This window comes from Desulfovibrio intestinalis (assembly GCF_014202345.1).
GTDB classification, from domain to species: Bacteria; Desulfobacterota; Desulfovibrionia; order Desulfovibrionales; family Desulfovibrionaceae; genus Desulfovibrio; species Desulfovibrio intestinalis.
Genome location: NZ_JACHGO010000001.1, coordinates 392,229 through 418,507, shown reverse-complemented (window position 1 = coordinate 418,507; position 26,279 = coordinate 392,229). Strand labels below are relative to the sequence as shown.

Annotated in this window: 19 protein-coding genes, 1 tRNA gene and 1 riboswitch; of the genes, 13 read left to right on the top strand and 7 right to left on the bottom strand. The window is 52.3% G+C overall.

Annotation, left to right across the window (positions count from 1 at the left end):
* Window positions 1-659: 659 nt before the first annotated feature.
* Complete coding sequence (gene hypD / locus HNQ38_RS01835) at window positions 660-1,751, top strand: hydrogenase formation protein HypD (protein WP_183717667.1); 1,092 nt, start codon at window positions 660-662, stop codon at window positions 1,749-1,751.
* Window positions 1,751-2,755, top strand: coding sequence for a hydrogenase expression/formation protein HypE (hypE, locus tag HNQ38_RS01830; protein ID WP_183717665.1), 1,005 nt, complete (start codon window positions 1,751-1,753; stop codon window positions 2,753-2,755). The genes hypD and hypE overlap by 1 nt, the downstream gene beginning before the upstream one ends.
* Before the next feature lie 384 nt (window positions 2,756-3,139).
* Here hypE and cobI read toward each other — a convergent pair whose 3' ends face one another.
* The 4 genes from cobI to HNQ38_RS01810 all read right to left on the bottom strand — a co-directional run bounded on the left by cobI (window position 3,140) and on the right by HNQ38_RS01810 (window position 7,058).
* Window positions 3,140-3,847 (bottom strand): precorrin-2 C(20)-methyltransferase, encoded by a 708-nt coding sequence (gene cobI, locus HNQ38_RS01825; RefSeq protein WP_183717663.1) that lies wholly within the window; start codon window positions 3,845-3,847, stop codon window positions 3,140-3,142.
* A 47-nt stretch (window positions 3,848-3,894) separates the two neighbouring features.
* The gene (locus tag HNQ38_RS01820) at window positions 3,895-4,878 is read right to left on the bottom strand and encodes an ABC transporter substrate-binding protein (protein WP_183717661.1); all 984 of its coding nucleotides are present in this window, start codon (window positions 4,876-4,878) and stop codon (window positions 3,895-3,897) included.
* The gene (locus HNQ38_RS01815; protein ID WP_343060066.1) at window positions 4,820-5,698 is read right to left on the bottom strand and encodes an ABC transporter ATP-binding protein; all 879 of its coding nucleotides are present in this window, start codon (window positions 5,696-5,698) and stop codon (window positions 4,820-4,822) included. Before HNQ38_RS01815 ends, HNQ38_RS01820 begins: the two co-directional genes overlap by 59 nt.
* A gap of 265 nt (window positions 5,699-5,963) precedes the next feature.
* Window positions 5,964-7,058 (bottom strand): FecCD family ABC transporter permease, encoded by a 1,095-nt coding sequence (locus HNQ38_RS01810; protein ID WP_246387932.1) that lies wholly within the window; start codon window positions 7,056-7,058, stop codon window positions 5,964-5,966.
* A gap of 168 nt (window positions 7,059-7,226) precedes the next feature.
* Window positions 7,227-7,406, bottom strand: a riboswitch (cobalamin riboswitch).
* A gap of 135 nt (window positions 7,407-7,541) precedes the next feature.
* Here HNQ38_RS01810 and HNQ38_RS01805 point away from each other — a divergent pair.
* Window positions 7,542-9,164, top strand: a complete 1,623-nt coding sequence (locus HNQ38_RS01805) for a glycosyltransferase family protein (RefSeq protein WP_183717659.1) — start codon at window positions 7,542-7,544, stop codon at window positions 9,162-9,164.
* Window positions 9,165-9,285: 121 nt separating this feature from the next.
* Here HNQ38_RS01805 and HNQ38_RS01800 read toward each other — a convergent pair whose 3' ends face one another.
* Window positions 9,286-10,044 carry a laccase domain-containing protein gene (locus HNQ38_RS01800; RefSeq protein ID WP_183717657.1) on the bottom strand — a complete coding sequence of 253 codons (759 nt, stop codon included), beginning with the start codon at window positions 10,042-10,044 and terminating at the stop codon, window positions 9,286-9,288.
* Complete coding sequence (locus tag HNQ38_RS01795; RefSeq protein WP_246387931.1) at window positions 10,035-10,730, bottom strand: 5-formyltetrahydrofolate cyclo-ligase; 696 nt, start codon at window positions 10,728-10,730, stop codon at window positions 10,035-10,037. The genes HNQ38_RS01800 and HNQ38_RS01795 overlap by 10 nt, the downstream gene beginning before the upstream one ends.
* Window positions 10,731-10,802: 72 nt before the next feature.
* Between HNQ38_RS01795 and HNQ38_RS01790 the strand changes: the two genes are divergently transcribed.
* The 4 genes from HNQ38_RS01790 (at window position 10,803) to HNQ38_RS01775 (ending at window position 15,604) form a co-directional block, all read left to right on the top strand.
* Window positions 10,803-11,492, top strand: coding sequence for a metallophosphoesterase (locus HNQ38_RS01790; protein WP_183717655.1), 690 nt, complete (start codon window positions 10,803-10,805; stop codon window positions 11,490-11,492).
* 334 nt (window positions 11,493-11,826) lie between these two features.
* Entirely contained in the window at window positions 11,827-14,763 is a 2,937-nt protein-coding gene (locus HNQ38_RS01785) for an Rne/Rng family ribonuclease (RefSeq protein ID WP_183717653.1), read from the top strand.
* A gap of 99 nt (window positions 14,764-14,862) precedes the next feature.
* Window positions 14,863-15,459, top strand: a complete 597-nt coding sequence (locus tag HNQ38_RS01780) for an epoxyqueuosine reductase QueH (RefSeq protein WP_183717651.1) — start codon at window positions 14,863-14,865, stop codon at window positions 15,457-15,459.
* 69 nt (window positions 15,460-15,528) lie between these two features.
* A tRNA-Asn gene (locus HNQ38_RS01775) sits at window positions 15,529-15,604 on the top strand.
* A gap of 235 nt (window positions 15,605-15,839) precedes the next feature.
* Here the strand turns inward: HNQ38_RS01775 and HNQ38_RS01770 are convergent.
* Window positions 15,840-17,174, bottom strand: coding sequence for a hypothetical protein (locus tag HNQ38_RS01770; protein ID WP_183717649.1), 1,335 nt, complete (start codon window positions 17,172-17,174; stop codon window positions 15,840-15,842).
* A 309-nt stretch (window positions 17,175-17,483) separates the two neighbouring features.
* Here HNQ38_RS01770 and HNQ38_RS14530 point away from each other — a divergent pair, with 309 nt between their 5' ends.
* The 6 genes from HNQ38_RS14530 (at window position 17,484) to HNQ38_RS01740 (ending at window position 26,263) form a co-directional block, all read left to right on the top strand.
* Entirely contained in the window at window positions 17,484-17,738 is a 255-nt protein-coding gene (locus HNQ38_RS14530; protein WP_425485975.1) for a helix-turn-helix transcriptional regulator, read from the top strand.
* Between the two features lie 252 nt (window positions 17,739-17,990).
* The gene (locus HNQ38_RS01760; RefSeq protein WP_183717645.1) at window positions 17,991-18,221 is read left to right on the top strand and encodes a hypothetical protein; all 231 of its coding nucleotides are present in this window, start codon (window positions 17,991-17,993) and stop codon (window positions 18,219-18,221) included.
* Between the two features lie 55 nt (window positions 18,222-18,276).
* A complete protein-coding gene (locus HNQ38_RS01755; protein ID WP_183717643.1) occupies window positions 18,277-20,826 on the top strand; it encodes an AAA family ATPase in 2,550 nt (849 codons plus the stop codon).
* Window positions 20,827-21,571: 745 nt separating this feature from the next.
* A complete protein-coding gene (locus HNQ38_RS01750; RefSeq protein ID WP_183717641.1) occupies window positions 21,572-24,490 on the top strand; it encodes a DUF927 domain-containing protein in 2,919 nt (972 codons plus the stop codon).
* Between the two features lie 595 nt (window positions 24,491-25,085).
* Window positions 25,086-25,901 (top strand): ParB/RepB/Spo0J family partition protein, encoded by an 816-nt coding sequence (locus tag HNQ38_RS01745; protein WP_183717640.1) that lies wholly within the window; start codon window positions 25,086-25,088, stop codon window positions 25,899-25,901.
* Window positions 25,902-25,969: 68 nt separating this feature from the next.
* Complete coding sequence (locus tag HNQ38_RS01740) at window positions 25,970-26,263, top strand: hypothetical protein (RefSeq protein WP_183717638.1); 294 nt, start codon at window positions 25,970-25,972, stop codon at window positions 26,261-26,263.
* The last annotated feature ends 16 nt before the right edge of the window (window positions 26,264-26,279 follow it).

Below are 26,279 nucleotides of genomic sequence, written 5' to 3'. Positions count from 1 at the left end.
AGGTTCCTGGTCAGTTGCGGGCATTGCCACACAGGGCAGGTAACTTTTGAGGGCACACATCCTCAAAGGCTGAGACATGCCCGTTGTGGCAAGCGTTTACTGCGCAGCCCCTAAGGCATTGCAAAAAATGCTCTAAAGTCGGGGCAGCGCAGAACAATGGGCGTACAACAAGAACTGCACTTGAGCAGATCAACGTTGGAATACAATGCATTTCAACGTTGATCTGCCAAAAGATACGATTTTCAGTAGAATCCACGCCCGTTGCGGCACGCTGCAATCTTGTGCAGTGTCAGAGCATTTAAACTTTTTCAATGTTAAAATGCTCTAATTTTACATCTACATAGCCTCACTGGCAGGTGGGTGTAAAAGCTGCTGAAATTGAGACGGATTAGAGCATTTCAACTTTGAAATACTCAGGTGTCTGCGTAAGCAGACGCCCGCCGTGGAGGCGCAACGCAGCTTCAGCCGTTGCGGCGCAAGAAGCTACGGATGAAGACAGCACCGCTATTTATTTGCGCGATTAAACGCCGTAACGAGCGTGTATTGAACTTTGAAAATATACATTTTCAAAGTTAATCTGCTCTAGTTGAGTAGATTTAACAGAACACAGTATGACGCCTTGCCAGCCTTGAAACGCACACTGCAATAAAGGGAGCATCATGCAACTGGAACAAGCCTTTCAGGATCCCCAGCTCTGCCGCAGCCTGCTGGACCGCCTCAACAGGGCGCTAGACGGGCGCTCCATGCGATTTATGGAAGTATGCGGCACACATACGGTTGCCATTTTTCAAAGCGGCCTGCGCTCCCTGCTGCCTGATACGGTGGCCCACCTTTCCGGGCCGGGCTGTCCCGTCTGTGTCACGCATGACGCAGAAGTGGCCGCTTTTCTTGATCTGGCAGGACGCGACAACGTTATCATAGCCACGTTTGGCGATTTGCTGCGTGTGCCTGGCCCCGGCGGCCGCAGCCTCAAGCACGCCCAGGCCCAAGGGGCCCGTGTTGAGATTGTGTATTCCCCGCTGGACGCCCTTACCCTTGCGGCCAATAACCCCGGCGATATCGTAGTGTTTCTGGGCATTGGTTTTGAAACCACTGCCCCCACCGTGGCCGCCACCCTGCTGACGGCCCGCCAGCGCAAGCTTGAGAATTTCTGCGTGCTTTCATTGCACAAACTGGTGCCCCCGGCTTTGCGCACCCTGCTGGATGACAGCCAGTGTGCTGTAGAGGCCTTTTTACTGCCCGGCCATGTGTCCACCATCCTTGGGCTGGAGCCTTACGGTTTTCTTGCCAAGGACTATCACGTTCCCGGCGTGGTAGGAGGCTTTCAGCCTGCCGACATTCTTCTGGCCCTGTGCATGATGGCCGAACAAATTCGTGACAATGCCCCGGCGGTGGTCAATGCCTACCCCCGGGCAGTGGGCGATGCGGGCAACCCGCGCGCACGCGCCCTGCTGGAACAGTTTTTTATGCCAGCGGACGCCCTTTGGCGCGGCATCGGCAGCATTCCGCAAAGCGGTCTGACACTCAGGCCGGAATACGAAGACATGAACGCGATGGTTCGCCTTGATCTCACGCTGCCCGACGTTCCGCCCCTGCCCGGCTGTCGCTGCGGGGACGTACTCAAGGGCCGCATGGCTCCGCCCGACTGTCCCCTGTTTGGTAAAAAATGCACGCCTGCAACCCCTGTGGGGCCGTGCATGGTGTCGACCGAGGGCAGTTGCGCCGCCTACTTCAAATATTCGGAGCGATAATGGAAGACTGTCTTCTTCTGGATGCGGGCAGCGGTGGCCGCGCCTCGCAGCGTCTGATATCCCAGTGTTTTTTTCGCCATTTCGCCAACCCCCTGCTGGAGCGGATGGACGATGCCGCCCTGCTGACGGACATTCACGGCCCGCTGGCCATGAGCACAGACTCGTACACGGTGACGCCACTTATTTTTCCTGGCGGCAGCATCGGCAGTCTGGCCGTACACGGTACGGTCAACGACGTGGCCATGCTGGGCGCACGCCCCCGCTACCTGAGTTGCGCCTTTATTCTTGAAGAAGGCCTTTCTCTGGAAACGCTGGAACGCATCACTGCCGACATGGCCGCAGCCGCCCGCGAAGCCGGGGTGCATATTGTCACTGGAGACACCAAGGTTGTACCCCGTGGGGCCTGCGATAAAATTTTCATCAATACTACTGGTATAGGTGAAGTTTTTGCCAACCCCGTGCCCTCCGGGCACAGCGCACGCCCCGGTGATGCCGTGCTGGTAAGCGGCGCTATGGGCGATCACGGGCTTACCGTAATGGGCAGCCGTGAAGGATTGTCATTCCTCACGGACGTGGCATCGGATTCCGCCCCGCTCAACCATATGATTGAAGACATTCTTCAGTCCGCCGAAGAGGTGCATGTGCTGCGCGACCCCACGCGTGGCGGTCTTGCCACCACACTCAATGAAATTGCCGAACAATCGCAGGTGGGCATTCTTTTGGAAGAAACAGCCATACCTGTTCACGAAGCCGTAAGGAACGGCTGCTCATTTTTGGGCCTGGACCCGCTCTATCTGGCCAATGAAGGCAAATGCATCTGCATTGTGCCCGAAGATAAGGCCGAGGCCGCCCTTGAGGCCATGCGCCGCTCACCCTATGGCAAAGAAGCCACGCGCGTGGGCACAGTCACAGAAGGCAAGGCGCAGGTGAGCCTGCAAACCCGCATCGGTGGCCGCCGCCTGCTGGGTATGCTTGAAGGGGCGCAATTGCCGCGAATTTGCTGATTATAACTAGCTGATTGAGCGGCGGCTCGTAAGCCTGCCCGCATAAATTATATTAAAAGCCAGCATCCCTTTGTAACTTGGGATTGCTGGCTTTTGCTTTTTCTGTCGCACTTAGATGGCGTAATAAGTGCATCGTGAACTTTGAGAGTTCATCTGTCCAATGAACCCACTTTAAAGCAAAAATCGCCACTGCAACAAAACTGACTAAAAATCAGTTTAGGGAAGCACTGATTAAAGAGTCTCCTGGAAACGCGCAGTTATTTCATTTGGCAAGGCGCGATTTTTTTTGAAGCAGGAGTGGACTCTTCCGACCTTGGCTGTTTCAAAAAAATGAAGCAACGCCGCCAAACGGAATAAATCAGCGTTTCCTTAGAAAAATCGCCCCTATTTTTTGGGCTTCCTGCTTATGACCAAGGACATGTAGGGCGGCGTGCCTTCTTCAAGGTCTATGCCCTGACGCAGCCGCTCGGCAGGCTGTTCCACATGGCTTGCCAGCATACAGGAGTCCAGGCGGTCTGTGGCGCGCAGGGCATCCACTATGGCCGGAAGGTTGCGGTAGGCTTTGAGAATAACGGCGGTATCAGCGCCATCGAGCGCTTTTTCAAGCTCCTCGCGGCTGTTGATGCCGGGGATGATACGCAGGCTTTCACTGTTCTCACACAGTATTGTTCCTGTGCGGGCGGCAGCGGCCTGAATGGAAGTAATACCGGAAATGATTTCAACCGGCAGGTGCGGCGCGCGTTGCTTGAGAGTCTGCATAAGGTAGCCAAAGGTGCTGTAAACCAGCGGGTCGCCAATGGTCAGAAAAGCGGCGTTTTCACCGTTCTCCAGCACCTTCTGCGTTTCTTCGGCAGCCACGCGCCAGGCCTCGTGCAACACGGCACGGTCCCGTGTCATTGGAAATTCCAGACGCAACATGCGCACGTCGGGCCGCAGATGAGGCCGGGCCGTTTCCAGTGCGGCGGAATAGTCATTGCGAGGCGAAGCCGCCGCCAGTATCACGTCCACCTTGCCAAGAACATTCACTGCCCGCAGCGTCAGCAAATCCGGAGCGCCAGGCCCAACGCCCACGCCGTACAAAACTCCTGTCATGCTCTACTCTCTTGTCCTGTCGCCAGAATATCAGGTTACTGTAAAAATCAGCGCGCCGCCTGAGGATGCAGAAAGCGCCCCAGCGCTTCGGCGGCATCCACAGAACGCGGGCCCGGACGGGCAAAAAAATCTTCATCCACTGTCAGCACCCGGCCATCACGCACCGCACGCAAGTTCTTGTAGTGCGGCCGCTGGTCCAAGGGTTGCGGGTCAGGATTCATCGGGCCGCGCTGCACAAGATAGGCATCGGGGTCAGCGGCCAGCAAAGCTTCTTCATTGAACCGCACCAGCTTTTTTTCGTCTGTGACAACATTTCGCGCGCCCGCGTGAGCCATGATGTCATCCACTATTCCGCCCCGCCCTGCGGCAAGCAGATTGGGGTAACGCACCTCATAAAAAACACTTACAGGCTCCTGATTCGCGTAGTGCGCTTCAAGGTCGGCAAGCCTTTTCTGCCATGCGCCGATCAGTTTGGAAGCTTCGGCTTCACGCCCGGTGAGTTGACCAAGCTTCTCCATCACGCCAAACATCTGCTCAAAAGAATTCATTTCAAAAATAAGCACATTGAGACCAAGGCCGCGCAAGGCTTCTGTCTGCAACAGCGCTTCGTTACGCCCGGCAAGCTGAATAACCAGATCGGGCGACTGCTGCACGATGAGCTCGGCATTGGGGCGCATATGGGTGCCAATGGCAGGCAAATGCGCCAAACCGGGAATGTCGGCATCAGCCACGGTGCGAGCCGCCAGACTGTCGCCAGCGCCCAGGGCCAGCAAAAGTTCGTTGAAAGCCCCGTACAACGCTATGATGCGCTTGGCTGGAGCTTTCAGTTGCATCTCATACCCAGTATCATCCCGAACAGTGACTGGAGAAAAATGTGATGAACCTGCTGATTCCGGCGCGCTTGAGACCGGGTGCCTATCAACACCAGCCTGGGTGGGAGATGAGCTTCCCGCAGATTCGGCGGCCAGAGCCTTAGTCGTCGACTCCAGCGTCAGAACCGGAATCAGGAGCAGCACCAAGGCCAGCAGCATGACTGCGGGGCCCGTGCGCGCGGGCCAGAAGGGCTTGTGGCAAGCCCCAGAGCGGGTGCTGCAAAACGCCGATCGGGATATCGTAAAGGGCACTGAGCTTCTCCTCGGTGAAAACCGCATCCACAGAACCATCAAAAACAAGCCTTCCCGCCTTGAGACCCAGCAGCCTTGTGGCATAGATGGCAGCCAGATTACAGTCATGCACGGCCATGAGCACACAAGCCCCGGCAGCGCGGCGGCGTTCCAGCAGGTCAAAAAGTCCGGCCATGCGTGCCATGTCCAGCCCGGCAGCCAGTTCGTCCAGCAACAGAAGCGGGCTTTCCTGCGCCAGTGCGCGGGCCAGCAGCACCCGTTGCAATTCGCCGCCCGACAGTTCCGCAAGACGGCGTGGAGCCAGCATGGTAGCCCCACAGGCTTCCAAAGCTTCATCCACCGCAGCATGATCCCTGCTGCCGTAACAGCCCAACCACGAAAGATGCGGGTACCGCCCAAGCAGCACCATCTGCCGCGCTGTAAGCTCACGCGGATATTCACCGCCCTGCGGCACAACAGCCGCCAGCCGCGCACGTTGACGCGGCTTTAAGGCCGTGAGCGCCCTGCCCTGAAGAAAAATATCCCCTTCCTTCGCCTGCAGCACGCCAGAAAGGCTGCGCAAAAGCGTGGTCTTGCCGCTGCCATTGGGGCCGAGCAAGGCCAGGCACTCGCCGCCGCGAGCCGCAAAACTCACGTCCTGCAATACTGGCCGCCCTTTATAGCCGCAACACAGGTTGCGCACCTCCAGCATGGACGGCTGGGATGTCGTGGCAGAAAAGCCGATCAACGCCGCCCCCTGAACTGCTCTGCGAAAAAGACTCTGAGGCACGTCATGAACTGTTGTGCGGTCTGCGCTGCGGCATGACCTGCCCGACGATCTATCCGGCCATCTATCCGGCAATCAGCCCGAACAGCAGCCCGAGCAGTAGTCTGATACGCGGGCTGATGGCCTAGCTGATAGCATGACTGATCCCATGGCAGATAGCGTGCCCTATGGCCTAGCGGGTAGCTTGGCTGATGGCACGCAAGCAGCGGCATAAGCAAAAACCGCATCATGGCCGCCTCCGCACCAGCAGGGCAAAAAACGGACCGCCCAGAAGAGCCGTCACCACACCCACGGGCAATTCCTGCCCCCCATCCAGCACACAGCGGGCCAGCACGTCGGCCCAAACAAGCAGCACCCCACCGCCAAAAAATGCTCCAGCCAGCAGAGGGCCGTGACCGCAGCCCAGCACAAGGCGCAGCACATGAGGCACAACCAGACCCACAAAGCCGATAACTCCGGCTATGGCCACGCAACCCGCCGTCATGCAGCTTGCCCCGGCCAGCAGCCAAAGCCGCGCCCGCCCCACATGCAGACCAAGCTGGGCAGCCTGCTCGTCGCCCAAGGTCAGCACGTCCAGCGCCCGCCACCCCCAAACAACCGCCGCAAGACCGGGCACAAGGGTTGCCAGCAACAAGGGCAGACTGTCCCAGCCACGCCCCTGAAAAGACCCCATAATCCAAAAAACTATGCTGGTTACAGACTCTTCATTGAGCGCCTTGATCAGGGCCACCAGCGCGCCAAGAAAAGCTGCCACGGCAATGCCCGCAAGTATGACGCTCTCACGCCTGAATCCGCCGTCGCCCCTGCCGAGCCACAAGGCTCCTGCCAGTGCCAGCAGTGCGCCCAGCAAGGCAGCGGGAGCCACAAGAGCCGCCGACCCCGGCAATGAAATATGCAGTGCCGACAACGGGCCGCTTAACGCCGCGCCGATGATTCCCCCAAGGGCGAGAGCCATGCTCGCGCCACAGGCCGCTCCGGCAGAAATACCCAGCGTAAAGGGATCAGCCAAAGGATTGCGCAACACCCCCTGCAAAGCCACGCCCGCTACCGCCAAGGCTCCACCGCACAAGGCTGCAAGGCACACGCGGGCAAGACGAATCTGCCCCACTACCAGCATAAGTGCCGTCTCCTGCGGCGGTGCGGCCAGCCCCAATTGCGCGGCCAAAGCGTGAAAAACCTGCCCTGCCGATAGTGAAACCGGCCCCGGCAGGCAGGCCAGCGGCAAGGAAACAAGCCACAGCAGCGCCAGAACCGCAAACGCGGGCCACAGGCGTGCAGAAGTATGTACGGAAGGGGAGGAGGAATATGGTATCGCGGTCATGCCCGCCCTTTGCAGACCCAGCGTGAACCGCATGGGCATAAAAAAGGCCTCTTCCGCCACAAAACACTAGCTGTTTCATGAAGGAAGAGGCCCGTATTTCCTCAATCCTGCCGGCAAAATCCCGTTGCCGTGGCGGCTCAGGCCGCAACCCCGGCCCGTCACAAAATAGTGGGGCCGTGGGGCAAGGCAGGTCTTCCGGCTTGGCTCCCTTTCACCGGCCTTCCCGTTTCCAGTGGCGCTGTATGGTGCGAGGTTCATGAGCCTTACGGCGGCGGGTCCGCTCCCGCATCTCACGGGATTCCCTTTTCAAGCCGGGCAACCCGGCTACCATTGCCGCGCCTACTGTAGGCGGGGGCGGCAGGCCTGTCAATGCCGGGCAAACATATGCAAAAGAACCGGACAAAAAGCACCACACCACTATTGTTTTTGCGCTTTTGCCGGGCTAACATGCGGGAGATTTTTACAAATCTCGAAGGGATGTATATGAACATTGCGTATGACGGATTTTTCCTGAAAGAAGGCCTTCAAAGCCTGGGGCACACGCTCATTGATCTTTCGCCTTACAGGGAGAAAAACCTCACACAAACCCTCGCCAGCTTAGACTCTCAAGTGGACATCGTGCTGGTGGAACTTTTTGGAGGCAAAAAACTTCCTTCTGACCTGCATCAATGCCAAACCCGTCTGGCGGCATACTGCATTGACTCAAGCATCAACGCTTTCTGGCTCGAACATATCTGCAAGGCCTTCGACGATGTTTTCGTCGATCAGCTAGAAACGGTCTCAACCCTGCGCAAAGCTGGAATCAAGGCTTTATGGCTGCCTCTCTGTGCTCAGAAGGCGGAGTTCCGGTCTCCACCACCGCAAAAAAAATACGATATCTCCTTTGTAGGTACCAATACCCCGCAACGACCCAAAAGATACAACATCCTCAACCTGCTGTTGCAAAACTATGACGTGCACATCCGTCAGGACGTCAGCAACAGAGAAATGCTTGATATTTTTTCAGAATCCCGAATAGTCCTGAACGAAAACCTTTTTGACGGACTCACCCTGCGAATTTTTCAGGGGCTTGCCTCAGGCAGCCTGCTACTTACCGAAGCCTGGGGTGCTGGCACGCAGCAGCATTTTACCGACGGACAGCACCTTGTCTGTTACACGCCGCAAACGCTCCTCCCCTTGGTGAAGCGCATTCTGGAGCGGCCAGAAACCTACGCGCCCATCGCTCAGGCAGGGCAAAGCATTTGTCGCCAAAAACATACTTCAGAGATTCGTGCGGCCCAAATGCTGTCTGCTCTTGAAAACAATAGCGCGCGCACGGCGCGGCCTAGCGCCACAGAACGCCAGTATGGCGAAGCCAAGGCGCATTGCCTGCGCTGCCTGCGGTTCGGCGGGCATGCCTTACCAGCAATGCAGAGTTTGAAACAGGTTGCCGTGCTGGCGCAGCCAGGCGACAAGAATCAGCCGACAAGCAGCGCGGCAGATGCGTTGCGCACTCTTGCAGACATGAACCTGCGGCAGGGCCGCATCGGCCAAGCCAAAGAGTTGTATCAGGCCGCGTGTGATGCTGGCGACAGGCTTCTTGCCGGTCTTAAACTTGGCATGGCCCATCTGGCCGAAAATAACGTGCCCCTGGCCCAAATTGCGGTTGCACGAGCGGTGGAAAACATGCCCAAGGCGCAGCTGATACGTCACAAACATATCCTGCCGCTATTGGCAGCAGCTCACAACGAAGCGGATATGTTTCTGGTGCTGGCCCATATTTTTTACGCGCTGGGCAGAAGTATGGACACCGGATTCTGGAAGCAGACACCTGATCTCTGCCCGGACACGGCTCTGGAGCTGGCACATATGTCCTGGAATCTGTCACCCAGCCCAGAAAGTATGGACCTTTTGCTGAAGGCGGCGGGAGACCTGGGCGGGGAATTGCTGCCCGAACTACTGGATGCTGTACTTAAAGGCCTGCTTGAAGACCGCCATATTGTGCACACGGCAGCCCTCGCCGAATCCTATTATGCTCCGGAAGTGGCAGTTCAACTGTTGTCTGGCCTCAAACGCAGGAGATTGCATGAGGCCACTCAACCCGCTGGCAAAAATCACTCTGAATAACTAGTATTGCCGATAGCAAAAAAACGGTTCTTTTCATTGCGGTGAAGTGCGGCAAGAACGCTCCACTAAAATGAAAAGAACCGTCCGACACCCCAATTATCAGAGCTGTCTAAAGCGACCTTCAGTTTTTCTGAATCCAGATGATGCTGGCCTGGCGACCGGAAGCTTTGGCGCAGCGGTACGAGAAAAACTGGTAGTTATTGCTGGCCGTGCAGAGGTCGAGGCCAAAAATATTGCGCACTGGAATTCCGGCCTGCACAAGCTGATGACGGGTTAATCCCCAGAGGTCCATAGTATTATTGCTTGCATCGAACCAGGGGCTGAACTGTGCCCCCCATTCCCTGTCAAAATTGACAAATTCCGCTTTGCCGGGGCCAAGGCTCGGCCCCCGGACAGCAAACACGTCCTGCGGTTTGATGTCATAGCGCTCACAAAAACGCACCACGCCCGACAGGGGAAAATCACAACGGTTGCCACGCCAGCCCGCGTGCATGGCCGCCACATATTTGCCGCTTTTGTGGGCAAGCAAAATGGGCTGGCAATCCGCCGTCTTTATGAGCAGCCCCATACCGGGCTCTGCCGTGGCCATGCCGTCGCCCTCTTCCTGCGTTGTTGCATTGCAGGCTACCGGAGCGGGCTCAAAGGCCATTACATCGCCGTGCACCTGCAACAATTCAGCCCATTGGCACAAGCCCTGAGGTTGCAGACTTGCCAGCATGTTTTCGCGATTGGCCGTGACGAGCGCCGCATCATCCCCCACGCTGAAAGAAATATTGCCGCCGCCGTATTCTCCGTGACAAACACCGCCAGGGCGGGTCTGAAAGATGCAGCGCACAGAATCCAGACCGGGAAACACAAAGGGTATATAGCTTATAGACACAGCATACGCTCTTCAGTGCATAAATGGTGAACCCGCTGGTCCCAGGGGGCCAGAGGAAGAGAAGGAACAAGCTGAAAATCAAAACAAAACCCTAGACGGGGGCAGTCAAGCCCGGCCTCTAAAAAGCGGTCATAATAACCGCCGCCGTAACCAAGGCGCCCGCCTGTAAGGTCAAAAGCCAGGCCAGGCAAAATCATCAGCTGGGGGGCAAATACATTACCGCTGCCAGAAGAGGCCGCGTGCGCTGCCCCGGCGGCCACATCTTCCGGGCCAACGCCCGGCAAATCTGTATCAGGCTCAAGCAGGCCAAAGGGCCCGGGCCGCAGCTGTTCACGGCTGGAGCAAGCCACAAAATCCATAATACCGGGTTGCCCGCGCCGCACACGCGGCAGCCAGAGCGTGCGCCCTTCGTTCCACGCGGCATCAAGCAGCAGGCTGGTGTCCATCTCGTCCTTGATGCCAACATAGAGCGCCACCGAAGACGCCCTGCGCCAACAGTCAGCCATAAGCAGATTCTTTTGCGCTGCCTCGGCACGCTTTTCCGCAAGATGGGCGGGCTGTTCACGCCGCAGCGTGCTCATGCGTTCACGCAGCGCTTGCTTGCGTTCGGCCAGTTCGCCCGGCGATCCCGGCGAGGCGGGCGGTACGGACATGCAATCGCCTTGTACCGTGTTTTTTTCACTCATGCCGGGCCTTTCCTTATGTACTGAAGTATGGCAGCATCATTGAAGCGTTACTATAACAAAGGACACACTGCCATGCCAAGCTCTGACACTCAGGACTACCTCTGGATCGCTGTGGGCGACATCCACGACGAAACTGAACGTTTTGCCCAAATTCCTGAACTGGGCCAGGCTGACGGCATCATCGTCACCGGCGACCTCACGGTGACGGGCAGCGTCAAACAGGCAGAGCTGGTGATGGACTCCTTGCGCAGCCATAATTCTATGATTCTTGCACAGATAGGCAATATGGACCGCCCGGAAGTAGACCAGTGGCTTAGTGAAAAGGGCTGGAACCTGCATACCGTCACACGCGAACTTACGCCGGATACGGCTATTTTTGGTGTTGGCGCTTCGACCTTCACACCTTTCGGCACGCCCAGCGAATTTCCAGAGTCAACTTTCGCCGCATGGCTTGAAGGCTGCTGGCAAAAGGCGCGGACCTATCCGCACAGCGTGCTTGTCTCGCATAATCCGCCCAGGGACACAGCTTGCGACGTTATTCCCGGCGATATACATGTCGGCTCCACAGCAGTGCGCGAATTTCTTGAAGAAGCCCAGCCGGACATCTGCCTGTGCGGTCACATTCATGAAGCACGGGCTGTAGACCGCGTAGGGCGCACCATTGTTGTTAACCCCGGCGCTCTGGCTCAGGGCGGTTATGTACTTTTGCGCTATAACTCCGGCCAGTTATCCGCAGAACTCAAGGTTCTTGAAGAAGATTAGAGGGCAGACTCGCCTGCCCCCCAGCATGAATATAAAAATGCCGCCCGAATTCAAAACCGGGCGGTATTTTTTATGACAAATAAAGTCTGCGCAGTGTATTTGAAATAACTAAAAAAATATTTGTATTAGCCATGTGCGGACGGCCCTGCATCCCCCGCATTCCACAGGAAAGCTTGCATATTTTTCAAAAAAACGTACTCTCCAACAAGCAGACTAGTATGCCTACTGCAAAAGCGCGCCACACGGTGCTGCTGCGGTAAATTTCTCATGAAATTCAGGCATGCTGCTGAAATTTTTCGTGGAGGCGAACCCGCCCCGCAGACAAAGGATGTTCATGACCAAAGACCAAGAAACCCCCGTGACAGAGACCAAAAATTCAGGCGAAACAAGCCCGAAACCCTCAAAACCCAAAACACGCACCCCTGCCAGAGGAAAGACAGCTACTGCCCCCGCAGCATCTGCCAAAAAGGCGGAAAAAACTTCGCCTCCCTCCTCCCCTGCTTCCAATACATCTCCCAAGGATTCCTCTTCATCCGCCAGTGCGGACTCCGCGCCCAAAGCTACCACGGCCAAAGCTACCAGAAGGCCAGCAGGCAAAGCAGTTGCCAGTAAAAAAAGCGCAACGCCTGATACAGCCAAGGCCGAAAAGCCAGGCAGTGTGTCCGGTGCAGCGGTAAAACCTGCAAAATCAGCAGAGCCTGCCACTGCCAGTGCGGACAAAGCCACAGCCAAAAGCGCGGAAAAGACCTCTGCCCCCAAGGCCGATGCTTCAACATCTGTTACTGCTGACTCTGGCAAAAAAAATACCGCCAAGCCAGCCGCCGCTCGCGGTAGAAAGCCAACGGCCAAAACGGGCAAGGATACCGCAGCCCCTGCAAAAGCAAGCGCCAAGACAGCTTCGGTGGCAGCCGCCCAGGAAAAAACTCCTGCCGGCGTGAGCGTTGCCGCCAAGAGCCGCTCCCCCAAGGCCGATGAGTCCAAAGCTCCGGCTAGGCCCGATGTTGCCAAAACAGAAGCCATCAAGCCCGATGCATCCAAGAGCGCTGCTGGCAAGCCTGCCAGCGCAGAACTGGGCAAAACCGCTGCTGGCGGCCCCGGAACTGACACTAGGTCTTCTGGCGCGCCCAAGCCCCGCCCTTCTACCAGAGCGCGCACCGCAGCCCCCCGCAAAAAAACGGCTGCTCAAAGCTCCACCGGAAAGCCTGCTGCACATATTGAAAATAAAATTTCCCCTGCTTCCCCCGCCTCAGCTAATGCAGCCCAGCCCCAGAATGTACCCGATTCTCCTGCCAATGCGGGTCAGAAGCCCTCTCAGGCCGCACGGGCAGTCAGTCCTGTAACTGCTTTTGAAGACCAGATTTTTTCGCTCACTGCCACAGCCACCTCAAGTAGTGAGGTACTGGCTCTGGCTTCCGGTGAAAAGCTGGCTATCACCAGCCGTGAATCTCTTGCCATTACAGGCTCTGAAACCCTTGCGCTTGTAGCTACGACCGATTCGCAGGATGCAGACGGACACACTGAAGGTTCCGGCGATGCCCCGCGCCGCAAGAATAGACGCGGACGCCGCGGTGGACGCGGGCGCAACCGCAGAAAAGAGCAGAATGGCGATACCGCCGAAATGCAATCTGCCGACAACGCTGCGGATGACGATGTAAAGGACGCCGTGGCACAAAACGGCCAGAGCCAGACCACGGCTGAAGCGGATCAGGCCCGCTCGCCATCGCCAGCCGATACTTCAGAAAAAGGAAAGTCCGAAGCTGTCAGGCCTGCCAGCAACAAAACTGCTCCTGCAGCTGTAGCGGGAAAGGTAAAGTCTGAGACAGGCTCTGGACGTCGGCGCATGTTCATCAGCGTTCTGCCGGGCGAACAGGTCGAAGTGGCTCTGACAGAAGACGGACAGTTGCTGGAATATTATCTGGATATGCTGCACCAGCGCAAGATCAAGGGTAATATCTATAAGGGCGTCATCCATAATATCGACACAAATCTTCAGGCCGCTTTTGTCAGCTACGGTGCTGGCAAGAACGGTTTCTTGCAGATTGACGAAATTCATCCCGAGTACTGGCTGACGCATCATGAGCCCGCCAAGGGCAAAAAATTTCCGCCAATCCAGAAGGTGCTTAAAGCCGGACAGGAAGTGCTTGTACAGGTTGTAAAGGAGCCCACGGGCAGCAAGGGCGCGTTTTTGACCACATGGCTGTCCCTTGCCGGGCGTTTTCTTGTGCTCACCCCCGGACAGGAACAGATTGGGGTTTCGCGCAAGGTGGACGACGATGAAGAACGCACCCGCCTGCGCGAGATGATGAACGGTATTGATCCCGGCCAGGGTCTGGGCGTCATAGTACGCACGGTCAGCGCAGGCACCACCAAAACGACGCTCAAGAACGACCTGCAGTATTTGAAGCGCGTCTGGCGCGATATACGCAAAAAAGCCACTGAAGTTACGGCCCCTTCCCTTATCTACCAGGAGCCGGGACTGTCCGAACGCGCGGTGCGTGACTATCTGACGGAAGATGTGGGCGAAATATGGGTGGACAACGAAGACGTGGCCCAGAGCATTCGCGAAACCGTCAATCTGCTGTTCCCCCGCAAAAGCGATCTGGTGCGTCTGCACAGCGATGCGCGCACTTCCATGTGGGAACGCTTCAACCTGCGCCGCCAGCTGGACCAGATCTACACCCGTGAAGTCTTGCTGCCGTCAGGCGGGCGGCTGGTCTTTGACCAGACCGAAGCTCTTATGGCCATTGACATCAACTCTGGCAAAATTTCCGGCAAGGGCAACTTTGAAGCTATGGCCCATAAAACAAATATGGAAGCCGCTGAAGCTATCGCCCGACACCTCAAGCTACGCGATATCGGCGGGCAGGTTGTCATCGACTTCATTGAAATGCGCGACAAAAAGCACGTTATTGAAGTGGAAAAAACCCTGCGCACCATCATGAAAAATGATCGCGCCCGGCACGATGTGGGCCGCATGAGTTCATTTGGCCTTTTGGAACTGGTGCGCCAGCGCACAGGTTCGTCGGCACTGGCCATCACGATGGAACCCTGCCCCGCATGCGGCGGCACGGGCCAGCGCCGCAATCTTGAATGGCAGGCCCTTCAGGTTTTGCGGGAACTACGCCGCATGATGCGCGCAGAAAGCAAAGAAAAGTGCATCTATAGCGCCTCGCCTGAGCTCGCCCTGTATCTGCTCAACCATAAGCGCGACAGTTTGCGTGAAATGGAGCAGGCCTACAGCAAATGTCTGGAAATATCCGTGCGACCTTAACAGACCGCGCAAATTATAGCCTCCGGAAAGCCCGCCTTTCCGGAGGCTGCTGAAGCTCACCTTCCTGTGCCTATGCCCTCTGCCGCCCCCGAACTCTATATGAACGAATTTACTCCCAAATGCGATGCGCGCAGCCTGCTGCTGCACGTTTGTTGCGGCCCTTGCGCTGTCATGCCGATCACGCGGCTGCTTGATGAGGGTTTTGCTGTCACAGCCTGGTATATGAATCCCAACATACATCCCCTGTCCGAATACCTGCGCAGAAGGGATGCGGCGAGCGAATGCGCCGAAAGGCTGGGCATTCCCATTTTGTATGATGACGCCAGCTGGAACATCACATCCTGGTTGCGCGCCGTAGCAGGACGAGATACCGCGCCCCAACGTTGCACGTATTGCTGCTCAAGCCGCATTGAGGCGGCATTTGCCACAGCCAGACGGCTTGGCTTCGCTTTTGTGAGCAGCAGCCTGCTCTATTCACGCTATCAGCCTCACGAGGTCATCAGGCAGGCAGGAGAACGCCTGGCGTGCGCAGACGGCACCGGGCCTGATTTCGTGTACAGGGATTTTCGCGAAGACTGGCAGGAAGGCATTGATAGATCCAAGGAAATGGAGCTGTACCGCCAGCCCTATTGCGGTTGTATTTATAGCGAAGCTGAACGGTATGAAAAGAAGCTGACGCGCCTTATAAAAATATGATTCAAATTATTTACATTTTTTGCTTGACCTTACCCGGGATTTTCCGTAAACACTTTCTTGCCTGAACGATCCCCGATAGCTCAATTGGCAGAGCGGGTGACTGTTAATCACTAGGTTGGCGGTTCAAGTCCGTCTCGGGGAGCCAAAGAAATCAAGCCCTTACAGCTAATCACTGTAAGGGCTTTTTCTGTTGGGCTACCACCGGGCTACCACCACCGAAAATAAAATATATGGGTCTACCACCCAAGCCAAGGATACGCATTCCTCCCTAGGTCGTTTTTTGACACTTTCAACCTGCTCCACAGCCATTCCAGGGTAATCCCCCCAGAAAGAACTGCCCTCCCCACTAAAAGATTTTCCTGGCAATCTAAAGGCCAACATCATTCCCCTGCGTAAAAAGTGGCTAGCTGTTCGAGCATATTTTTTACAATTGATTCCTTATTATCTTTCCATAGCTTCGCTGCAATAAAAGGGATCTTATTATCCTCGGATATCTTCCTAAAACGCTTTAGTTTTCGGCTTACAAAGGTTCTGCTATTATCTTCGTCTTTGCTATGCTTCCACACTTCTTGATCTATCTCTGCCCACCTAAGGCCCTCAATCGCCAGCATATACGCCTTAATCACTTTTAGATTGTCTTCATCATTTATATAAATTTCTTGCAATCTTTTACACCGATCTAACATGTACTGTTTGGGGTCATCAGAGATAAATTTTTTCTCTATTTCATATTCGAGAACATTACGAATCTCATTTTCATCAAACATCAGCTTCTCTATGTAATTGAAAAACTCTTTCCGAGATTTCTCTTCATCATCAAAAAAATGGAAACGCTTCTTGTATTCATCAAAATTGAAAATAAAAAAATCTTCCTCATGACTTAATGGATTTGAGTACGATAAATCTTCCTTATTAAAATAATCACTAGTGTACTGATATTGATGTGCATAAGTATATTTACAATTTTTATCAACATTTATAAATTTTTTACATTCTCTATTGAGAACATTTTTCTCAAATACTATCTGTATTATATCTATATTATACTCATATAAAATATATTTAATGCTTCCAAAACTGTCTTGCTCTTTTTTTATGCATAGATTTGTTATACACCTTTTTATTCCACCACAATATTCTTTATTCAAAACATTACAATTATTGTGCAAAGTTAACTCAAGATATTCAAGAGCAATCTCACATTCCTGTTTATTCAGTTCAAAAAATATCTTCTCATTTTTATATACATGGATAACATCAGGTTGAAATGGACTATTCCGCAGATCATTGCAATAAACGATATATTCACCATCATCAAACTTCATCCTCATACCTTTGATATTTTTCAAACGTTGTTCATCCATTGCTATCAAAACGTTGTACAAATATTTTCCTTTGGAGTCATTCCCGGAATGCAAATCAATATCTTGCTCAACGGGAGAATTAACTTTTCTATCGACATATACGCTAAAGTCTTCAGCTGCTTTTGTACTGATTGCAATGATGGCGTTGGCATTGGATGGAATTATCGTGAAGATTGTATTGTCAGGATACTTGAATCTTGTGTTGCACTGACTCGAAGCCAAAATCTGACGCCCGTCATCAAAATGATAGGCTGCCAACTTTCCTGCGTGGCAAAGTTCCGCCAACCTCAGCAATGGAATGTTCAATTTTTCGCAAATCTGCTTCCCCAATAGAAATTTTGCATATCCCATCGCGCTAGCTCCAAGTTTTTTGATGTAACAGATCACTATAATTATCAAAAACCTAGGCAATCAAATAAGTAAATGCGTGGCAGTATAGTCTCGACAAGTTCCCCTTGCCGTTGAAATCCTCAGGTACACGCCATCAGAAATGATAAATGCATTCTTCCTTGGAGCGCATCCGCGCGCTAAAGCTCCAGGAGGGGAGAAGGTAAGTTCACTGTAAGTTTATATTTATATAACATACTGTAATAAAATGAAAAAAAAATCCAAACATCCATCCCAATGAAAGTAAAATGACAGTGCTTTAGCAAGCACCAGATGCTACTATGCAAACAACATCTTGAAAAGGAGGTGATGAAAGTGTCTGTGGCAAATATCCAACCCAGCCCAAATCGTTGGCTCACAGAAAAGCAGGTTGAAGAGCGTACTGGCATAAGCAGAAGCACCCTTCAGAAGCAGCGGTTCAATAGGACTGGCCTACCATATGTAAAGGTTGGCGCTCGTCTTGTCCGTTATTCTGAGGCTGAGATCGTCAAATATATGCTGGCGCGTCAAATTGATCCCATCAACTAGGTCGTCTGCCCTCTATCCTCGGCGAAGGGCGGGATGAGAGTAATTAATAAAACAGGCTAGGGTCGAAAGAATCAAACCCAAGTTCTTTGATAATTGAATAGAGAACTTTGAAAAGGACGATGCGGCAGTGTCGCGTAGTCCCCGTGGTTGCTAATGAGGCCTCGGCTCCTGACAGATGTGTTGTTCGCTTTTTGCTAAAACTCTACCCATAACCACTCCTAAAAGTTGGGAGTGCCATTTTGGAAAATTCATATGTCAAATGAAAAACCTACAGCACCGCTTAGCATGAACACCGCTAGTGCTCAAAGCTATAATCCGAAAATGATGGATCATGATACACGTAACGCAATTTTCAGCTTCAGAGAAGAAATTCATGAGGCGCTTCAGCTCCCTCCGGAAGATATGGCCAAAATTGACTATATCGAGTGGCAGTTGAACTGGAAACCCGTACTTACCGCTTGTGTTTACCCTAAAAAATCCTAGACCTAAGAGCATGAGAAGCAGGCGTTGCCTGCTTCTCATGCTCACGGAGAAAAAAATGCCCCCTTATTATCGAGAGATGATTAACGAAGCAGTGGAGACCGGCCAACCAGTCAGAAGGGTTTGCCAACTCGATTGCCACTACAATGTTCCTGCCTCAGTGCCCAAAATGACTATTGATACTACGGCAAGGGTTGCGCCTTCAAGCCGTTGTTGCCACGGCTATCCAGCCTCACTTACTCCGGCGCCTTACACTCGCGCGTATTTGGAAAGATTCATCGACAATTGGCCTGCTCGCAAGCAGGCCCATACAACTGAAAAGGGCATTGCCCTGGCAGGAAAGGATTCGTTCTCTTCTGCCTTTAACAGGGCGTTCAGTATGTCTAATGTCACGAATACCTATGCCCCGGATGACGACCTGATCAAGGCAGCTGTTTTTGAAGCTCTTCTTGAGCGGGAGGCATCTTGCCAGTTCGCTTCCGGCAGCAATGCCAATCTTCATGCGCTTTTGAATATCAAGGAAAGCCATGGCCGTGAGAGCATGACGGTTTCTGGCGAGCTTGGGCCAGATAACGAACTGAGGTGGGCCCTTAACCACGGCAGAACCACAGGCAGGACATGGGCGAAGCTGCTTGGCATTGTTTATAGCTTGTCCCACATGGACGCCTTGGCGACTCTGGCCAATATCCTGAGCATGAGCTTTGATAACCTTTCTAAGCTTTCCAGTGATAGACACGCTGTTGAATTGAATGGTGGATCGCGGCCAATCGAAGACGTGCCAGACACTCTTCATCTGCCTGGGCTTCCGACTGGATCGGCTTGCGCTGAGTTGATGGAGACAAGGTACATCTACGGCAATGCCGGGCAGAGAATCGGAGCCATCCTGCGCTATCAGTTGAATGGAAGTGATTTCTGTCTGCCTGCCACGGTTGGTCATGGGGTTCTTTGCGTGGGAAAATACAAGCCGACAGCCCACTTCCTCAATCAGCACCTCATGGACAAGCACCAGTTTGCCAAAATTATTTTTTGCCAAGACATGCGCACAGCCCTTGCCCTTGAGCGTATGCTTGGCGAAGCGCGAGGTTACGACCCCGAAAAATTCATTGTGACGGCCCATTTGGGCACTGACCTTTCCGTGCTTCCCTGGAATTATTTTTATGGTCATGAGGTTGTGTTTATCCATGCTCCGACAAAAAAATGCATGGCGCTGGTCAAATTGTACAAGGATTACAGTGCGGGTGCACAGGCTAAGAGTTTCCGTATCTACTCTGGCTTTCTTCTGCATTCCCAGCCAGGTCGTGACCTAATAGGCCATGTGGAAGGCATCACAGATGCCGAGGAAGAACTGCTGCATAAATCGGTATGGCTTGATACCGTTGAGCGTCCCACGTGGCTGATGGAACAGGTGGTCAAGCAGGGCGTTTCCTACGATGAATTCGTGGCATGGGGGCAAAGCTTGAACATTTTCAAAGGATCCCACAAAACCAGCAAAGTATCGCCAACGGGGCAATCATACTCGCTCCCAACTGCGGATCCCGCTCTGACACCTCCGCTTGCACACAGCTTAGATATAGTATCGCTTTACCACATCATACGCCCAGGTAGCCTTGTTGCGCTCGTGGGGCCTAAGGGGTCTGGAAAAACTCAGTTTGCGATGTCTGTTTGCCGTGGGGGCATCTATGGCAACACGACATGGCCTTTATTTAGTGGAAATGGGGTTAGCGCTGGCAATGTTGCCTATATTGACGCAGAAACGCCCTATGATGAATTTTGCGCCAACCAACAGCAGCACGGCCTTACCGAAGTATGCGGCACCCGTTTTTTTGGGCTGTCGAGGTTCGATCCTCACCTCCCAGGTTTTTGCAATACCTTTTCTTTGACGGATGCAGTATTTCGCGAAGGTTTAGCCACCTACCTCCTAAAAAATAAATGCCGCGTCGTTGTTTTGGACAACCTCACAGCCTTGATGGGCGACGGCGTACATCACGGAAAGGCGGCTGAAACCTTGCTCGATTGGGTCAAAATGTTGCAAAGCCATGGGCTGTGTGTGGTGCTTGTTCACCACAAAACGACCGATGTAGGAACTCCCCAGCATGGTGTTCAAGCAAGAGGCAGCCATCTCTACACCACCCTGGCCAGAACGGTCATTACTCTCGTAAGTAGCTCAGAAATACTGAATAATAGTGTCGCACCGAAAATAGCCCAAACTAAAGCGGCACAGGATGGGTTGACTGTGGGGATACGGTTTGACGCGAGCAAGCCTGCTCCAGTTCTTGATAAGAAATCCTTTTGGCTGCACTTGTCGTTTGGGGCTTCAGAGTGGCAGTTCCTGGCCGCTACCGGAGCAGATGGGAAGGAAATTGAGTTTGCCCAAGTCTGCTCTAAGCCGAAGGTTGATCTTATAGTTCAAGACGCCCCCTCAATTAATGCGCCTAAGTCTGAGGATATAGCGATCCTTGACCAACTGTCTTCCGACGAAAAGTCGGTATACGACATGGCCAAGATTGCAGGAACGGTTAAAACCGCTGATATCGCGCAGGAACTGGGTTGTAGTGACAGAAAAGCCCGTAACCTCACAAAAAAGCTTAGAGGAACGCGGACTTCTTGAACCCAACGGAAACTTCGGCTCCCAACAGGGATATCGCGTAAAAAATTAGTTCTGTCCGCCTATTCTTAATAGCGCGTGGCTTTCGGGTCACGCGCTATTTTTTTGTCTTTAACACAACAGTATTGCGCATATTGCTTGGCCTGACGCAGTGTCCCGTCGGAAGCAGCAACCTGCATTCCTGCATCGGCCTGCAAGCGCCTTCTGCGTTGAGTGCGAAGTTAGATGTCAAGCCTGCACCTCTCTCGCATTTGGCCTGCATTATAATGAAACGTTCCTGCATTGTTGCCTGCATTTACCCTGCAAAATAGCCTGCATGCAGGATCCGAAAAAAGTCGTTGATAAGCATTTCAGCATGTTAAGCTAGTATCCATTTTACATGGGGAGGGCAAAAAGGCGTTAAATGCAATTTGATTTGTGGGGGATGAGTTACAAGATGCCTATGCCTCCATGAGCGTGAACACCTTGGCCCCTGTAGTTGGGCTGAATGAAAACATTCCAGAAGTTGTAGCCGCACAAGGCGATGCTAATATTCCACACAGCGCTGTGCAAAATTTTTGTTCCCCACCCCACCTTTTCAGGTGTATTGGCTTTCGCACACCTCGCACACCTCGCACAGCGTAAAAACACGCTTCCTCAAAAACAAAATTAAAAAATACATTTCTGCTGATTAGTATATGTGTAATAGCCCGATGCAGACCATTCTGGCCCTGAACGACTATCGCACGCATACTTATCAGGAGTTGTCATGGAAAGCTTGAATGGTTCCTCAACGCCAACAGGACAAAAGGAAGAACGGATAGTCTACGCGGGCCATGCTGATCAGGAACACGCAGACTTTGCGGAAATGCCTCGGCAATGGAGAGAATACCCTGCCTCAGAAGAAGGCATCAGAGAAGCAGTAGCTGACGGCTATACAGCCATTTCTATTTACGAATTCAGTCACCCTTTTGAAAAAGGCAAAGCTCAGCCCATGCGCTACGGTGACATGGTGTTAGACTTCGATGCCAAGAAAGAGCTGTTTGATAACGATGGCATTTCTTTGGGCAAGGTGGGTGATATTGGTAAGGCGCTTGAAGCTGTTCGCATTTTCAGCAGGCTGCTTACCCAAAAATATGACGTGAACCCCAACCAGTTGCATTATTACGCCAGTGGCGGCAAGGGCTTCCATGTGGTTATCCCACGAGAGCTTATAGGTTCAGAAGCTGGTGATATTGAGTTGCCTGCCATTTACAGGCGTACCCTTGATTCCATTCTGAATCTTTTTGCCCATAAGGAGCTCTGGGATGGTACTGTCTTTGGTGCGCTCAAAGATCGCCATAAATTGGCCCCTGAAGACCTTTGTATCGACCCAAACGGATTCAAGGGAGGCAAAGGCCAGCTCATACGCCTGCCCCACATTCAACGGGCTGACGGCAATTACAAGGTGCCGGTGACATGTGACGAGATCATGCACAATGGGGCTTCCTTTTTTGAGGAACTCGTCAAGAAAGATCGGCATATTGAAGGGGAAGGAAGCCGGAATGGTATCACGTGCGCTCCCATGCTGGAAGAAGTTTACCTACAAGCCAAAAAGTTTGTTTGTCTTTCCAGCGACAGGCGCAATGCCAATAGTCAGATTGCAAGCCTTGAAACAGAATGTAAATTTGTGACCTTCTGTGCCCAGCATGCGGGTGAGGTTACAGAGCCCCAATGGTTTGTGCTCGCCAAGATTATGGCTCACTGTGGAGCGATGGGGCAAAAGCTGTTCCACATATACAGTCAGCTTGATCCGCACCGCTATAATGAAGAAGAAACACAAAAGAAGCTGGATAATGCCCGCAATTATCCCATCATCACCTGCAAAGAGGTCCAAAAAGTATTCCCTTGTTCAGGCGACTGCCGGGTAAAATGCCCTATGGATATTTATCGGCGAAAGCTCGCTGCGACTCTCGAAGTTGATGCCTTTGCCGTACTGGACGAAGGGCTTGTGTTTTATCCAGATGCCAGCGACAAAACCACTTATGAAAAAATCTCTTCATCACTTGAAGTAAAGGCTTCTGCTCGTGACGCTGAAAGTTGTGGTTGGTCAAAAATTATTGAAGTGCGCGATCCTGACGACATACTCCATCAGTGCCTAGTACCCTTCACATCCTTAAATGGTTCAGGTGAAGAAGCTCTTGCGCTCCTGTCGGAAGCAGGTTTGCTACTGGAACCAGGCAGACTGCCCCGCCAGCGGCTTATACAGTACCTCAACAAGGCAATCCCAAAGCAGCGGGCTTTGATTGTTGAGAAAAATGGTTGGGTTGAAAAGGCCAATAAATTTGTACCTTTTGATCTGGGAACTCAGCACGGCCAATGCGAGTATCTATGCTCCCGCTTCCCTGTGGCGTCCAAGCTGTTTGAGTCAAAGGGAACACTCGAAGAATGGAAAGAGCATGTGGGGAGGTATTGCGAGAGCAACCCCCTTTTGCAGGTGACGATTATTGCGGCCCTGTCCGGCCCCTTGTTGACGCTCATGAGACATTCAGGTTTTGGCATTCATCTTTATGGCAATTCTTCCAGCGGCAAGACGACGAGCCTTTATATTGCGGGCTCTGTCACTGGCGGTGAGCTTAAGTCATGGCGAACAACAGACAACGGACTCGAAGGCATAGCGGAACAACATAACGACAACTGCCTTTTGCTTGATGAAATCAACCAATGTGACCCTGATGTGGTGGCCCAGGCAGCCTATATGCTTGCCAATGGCCAAGGCAAATCACGTTCTTCAAAGACCGGTGTCAGCCGTCGTGTACCGACGTGGAATTTGACATTTCTGTCTTCAGGCGAAGTGTCCATATCTGATCGTGCTGATCAGGGTTATAGGAATAAAGCCATGGCAGGTCATGAGGTGCGCGTTGTTAGCATCCTCGCAGACGGTGGTGCTGGTCACGGTACTTTCACGATCATACCTAATGGCATGCCTGCCGGAGAATTTTCCGACATGCTGGTACAAAACAGTAAAGAATACCGGGGCGCCCCATTACGGGCTATGATCCAGCACATCAAAGACGACCAGGATAAAATTTGTGATGCGGTCAGTGAGCATATGGATCAGTTCCTTGACGGATTTGACCGCATCACCTTGTCGTCACAATCTAAGCGAGTAACCAATCATTTTGCCTTCCTGGCTGGTGTAGGTGAAATCGCCATACGTCTCAACATACTGCCCTGGTCGACTGGAGAAGCAATGGCCGCTATGAAGCATTGCTTTGACTGGTGGCTCCGGGACAGAAATGGTGCGGTAGACTTTGAGATTGAAAAAGCAACAGAGAAGCTCCTGTCTCTGGCCCGTGCTGAGTTCTACGGGAAAGTTGGCGACACCTACCCAATCAAGAGGCTTGCTGCAGATAACCAAGACTGCTTTTTTATCCCCCGTACATACACAGTAGCCGTGATCTGTAAGGATTTTCAGTATAAATCTCTTGTCACTAATCTGAAAGAGAAAGGGCTGTTGATTCTGACCAAGGACGGTGAAGTGCGAGAGCAGTTCTGGCAAGGTTGTAACGATAATCGGCCAAGGGGGTTCGCTATTATCAGAGACAATTTGTACGGTGAATCTGCGGCTGGTATTATTGAGAGTCCTTTGCCTTTAGGGGAAAAGCTTTCAATTGTGTATCAGACCGTTGACGATAATGATTTTTGAAATTGAAAAAATGCCGTGTGCGTAGTGTGCGAGCTGTGCGAGTGTGCGGAAATTCAAATACAGAGGGTAGTAGGAAAATTAAATTCCTACTGCCCATCTCTATATAGTATGCCCAACACTACACAATTTAGCCCGATGAGGTAGCCACATGCGGCCATATCGTTCTCACATTACCAATCTCTACGGCACAGATCGTTTTTTCGACGCCTTGGAAAAAGAACTTCCACCAGTGTTCACGCGAGATGCCGCGTCAAAATGTATGGGGGGACTTCTGTCCGCTAAGACTATGTCAAATGCCGATGCCATGGGGATGGGACCATCTGTCCGAGTAAGAGTTGGAAAAAAAATTGCCTATGAGCGCACAAGTTTTATGACATGGCTCAGACAAAAATTGAGCGCATAGAACTCATAATACGACGTCATTGCTCTCCAGCCATTTTTGACTCGCATTCCCACCAGTGTCCAGTAATATGCAATTTGGCATTTCAGGTTGACGATTGTCATTATTAGAGTCAAATTTAAGATATTACTACAGCAGTTCGGTGGACCGAACTGCTGTAGTATGCTAAATTAATTTAAAATCGAGGGAGGATATATGTCCGAACCTCTGAATAGAAAATACGAAATTGGCAAGGTATACCCAATAAATATAAACGAGTTGCAACCTACCCCAGAGCAACCTAGAAAATACTTTGATGAAGGTGAGATCAAGGCACTTGCAGCAGACATTGAAGCAAATGGCCTTTTGCAAAATATCACGTTTACCTGCCATGAGGACAAGCTGATAATCATCTCTGGAGAAAGGCGAGTACGGGCGCACAATCAGTTGGGAAAGGAAGTAATAGAAGGCAAGTATGTTGAAGGTGATCTCTTGACCCTGGCCTTGATGGAAAACATCCTTCGGTCTGACTTGACAGCCATTGAGTTTGCTGAATCTGTAGCAGCCTTGCAAAAGCAAAAAAATTGCTCAAATGATGACATTGCGAGAATAATTGGCAAGAAAAAAAGTACCACGAGTGAAATATTAAAAATTGCGTCACTCCCTGAAAAAATTCGGAATGACGCCAGAACAAAGCCCTATATGACCCGCGAGCGCCTGTTGAAGGTCGCTCGCCGTAAGGATGCTGATATTCAGAAAAAGACGTATAACAAGCTGTGTCATATGCTTGAAAAGCCAGAGAACGCACCTAGAAAATCTTCTGAAAAATCTCAAGGAAACAAGAAAACCGGAAACCGTTTTGTTAATGCACATATCCGTAAAATCGAAAGAATGACGGAAGACCTCAACGTATCTTACGAAAAAATGCATTCAAAAATAAAGACTGAGCTTACAGATGAAGAAAAACAGGGACTGATAATAGCACTTGAAAAAATGCGGACTGCGATTGAAGTGATTATACCAAAGCAATAGAAAAATTGTGACGATTTGACTTTCAAAACTACACAAGCTCTAAATACACGGTGTAGGCTGGAGGACTAATGGCGGCTCTTAATCAGGCAAGAATCATCACTGCTTTGGAAAAAATTGTGACCGAAGCGCGGGAAGACTTCATATTCTCCTTTCTTCTGGCCTATGGGACGCCCAGAGCCACCGTCAAGCGCCTCCAGATGGGTGACAAGCAACGCAACCTCGCACAAGCCGCTAGTGATATTGGCGTGGCTCAAAAAATATATTTCCGCCCTCTGAAAAAGGGGGAGGACCCTCAAGACACTTTAACGTCTCTTCTTGCGTTGCCTCTAAAGAAGTGCTCCCCCAAATTTGGACAGGTATGATAGCTACTCAGTCATC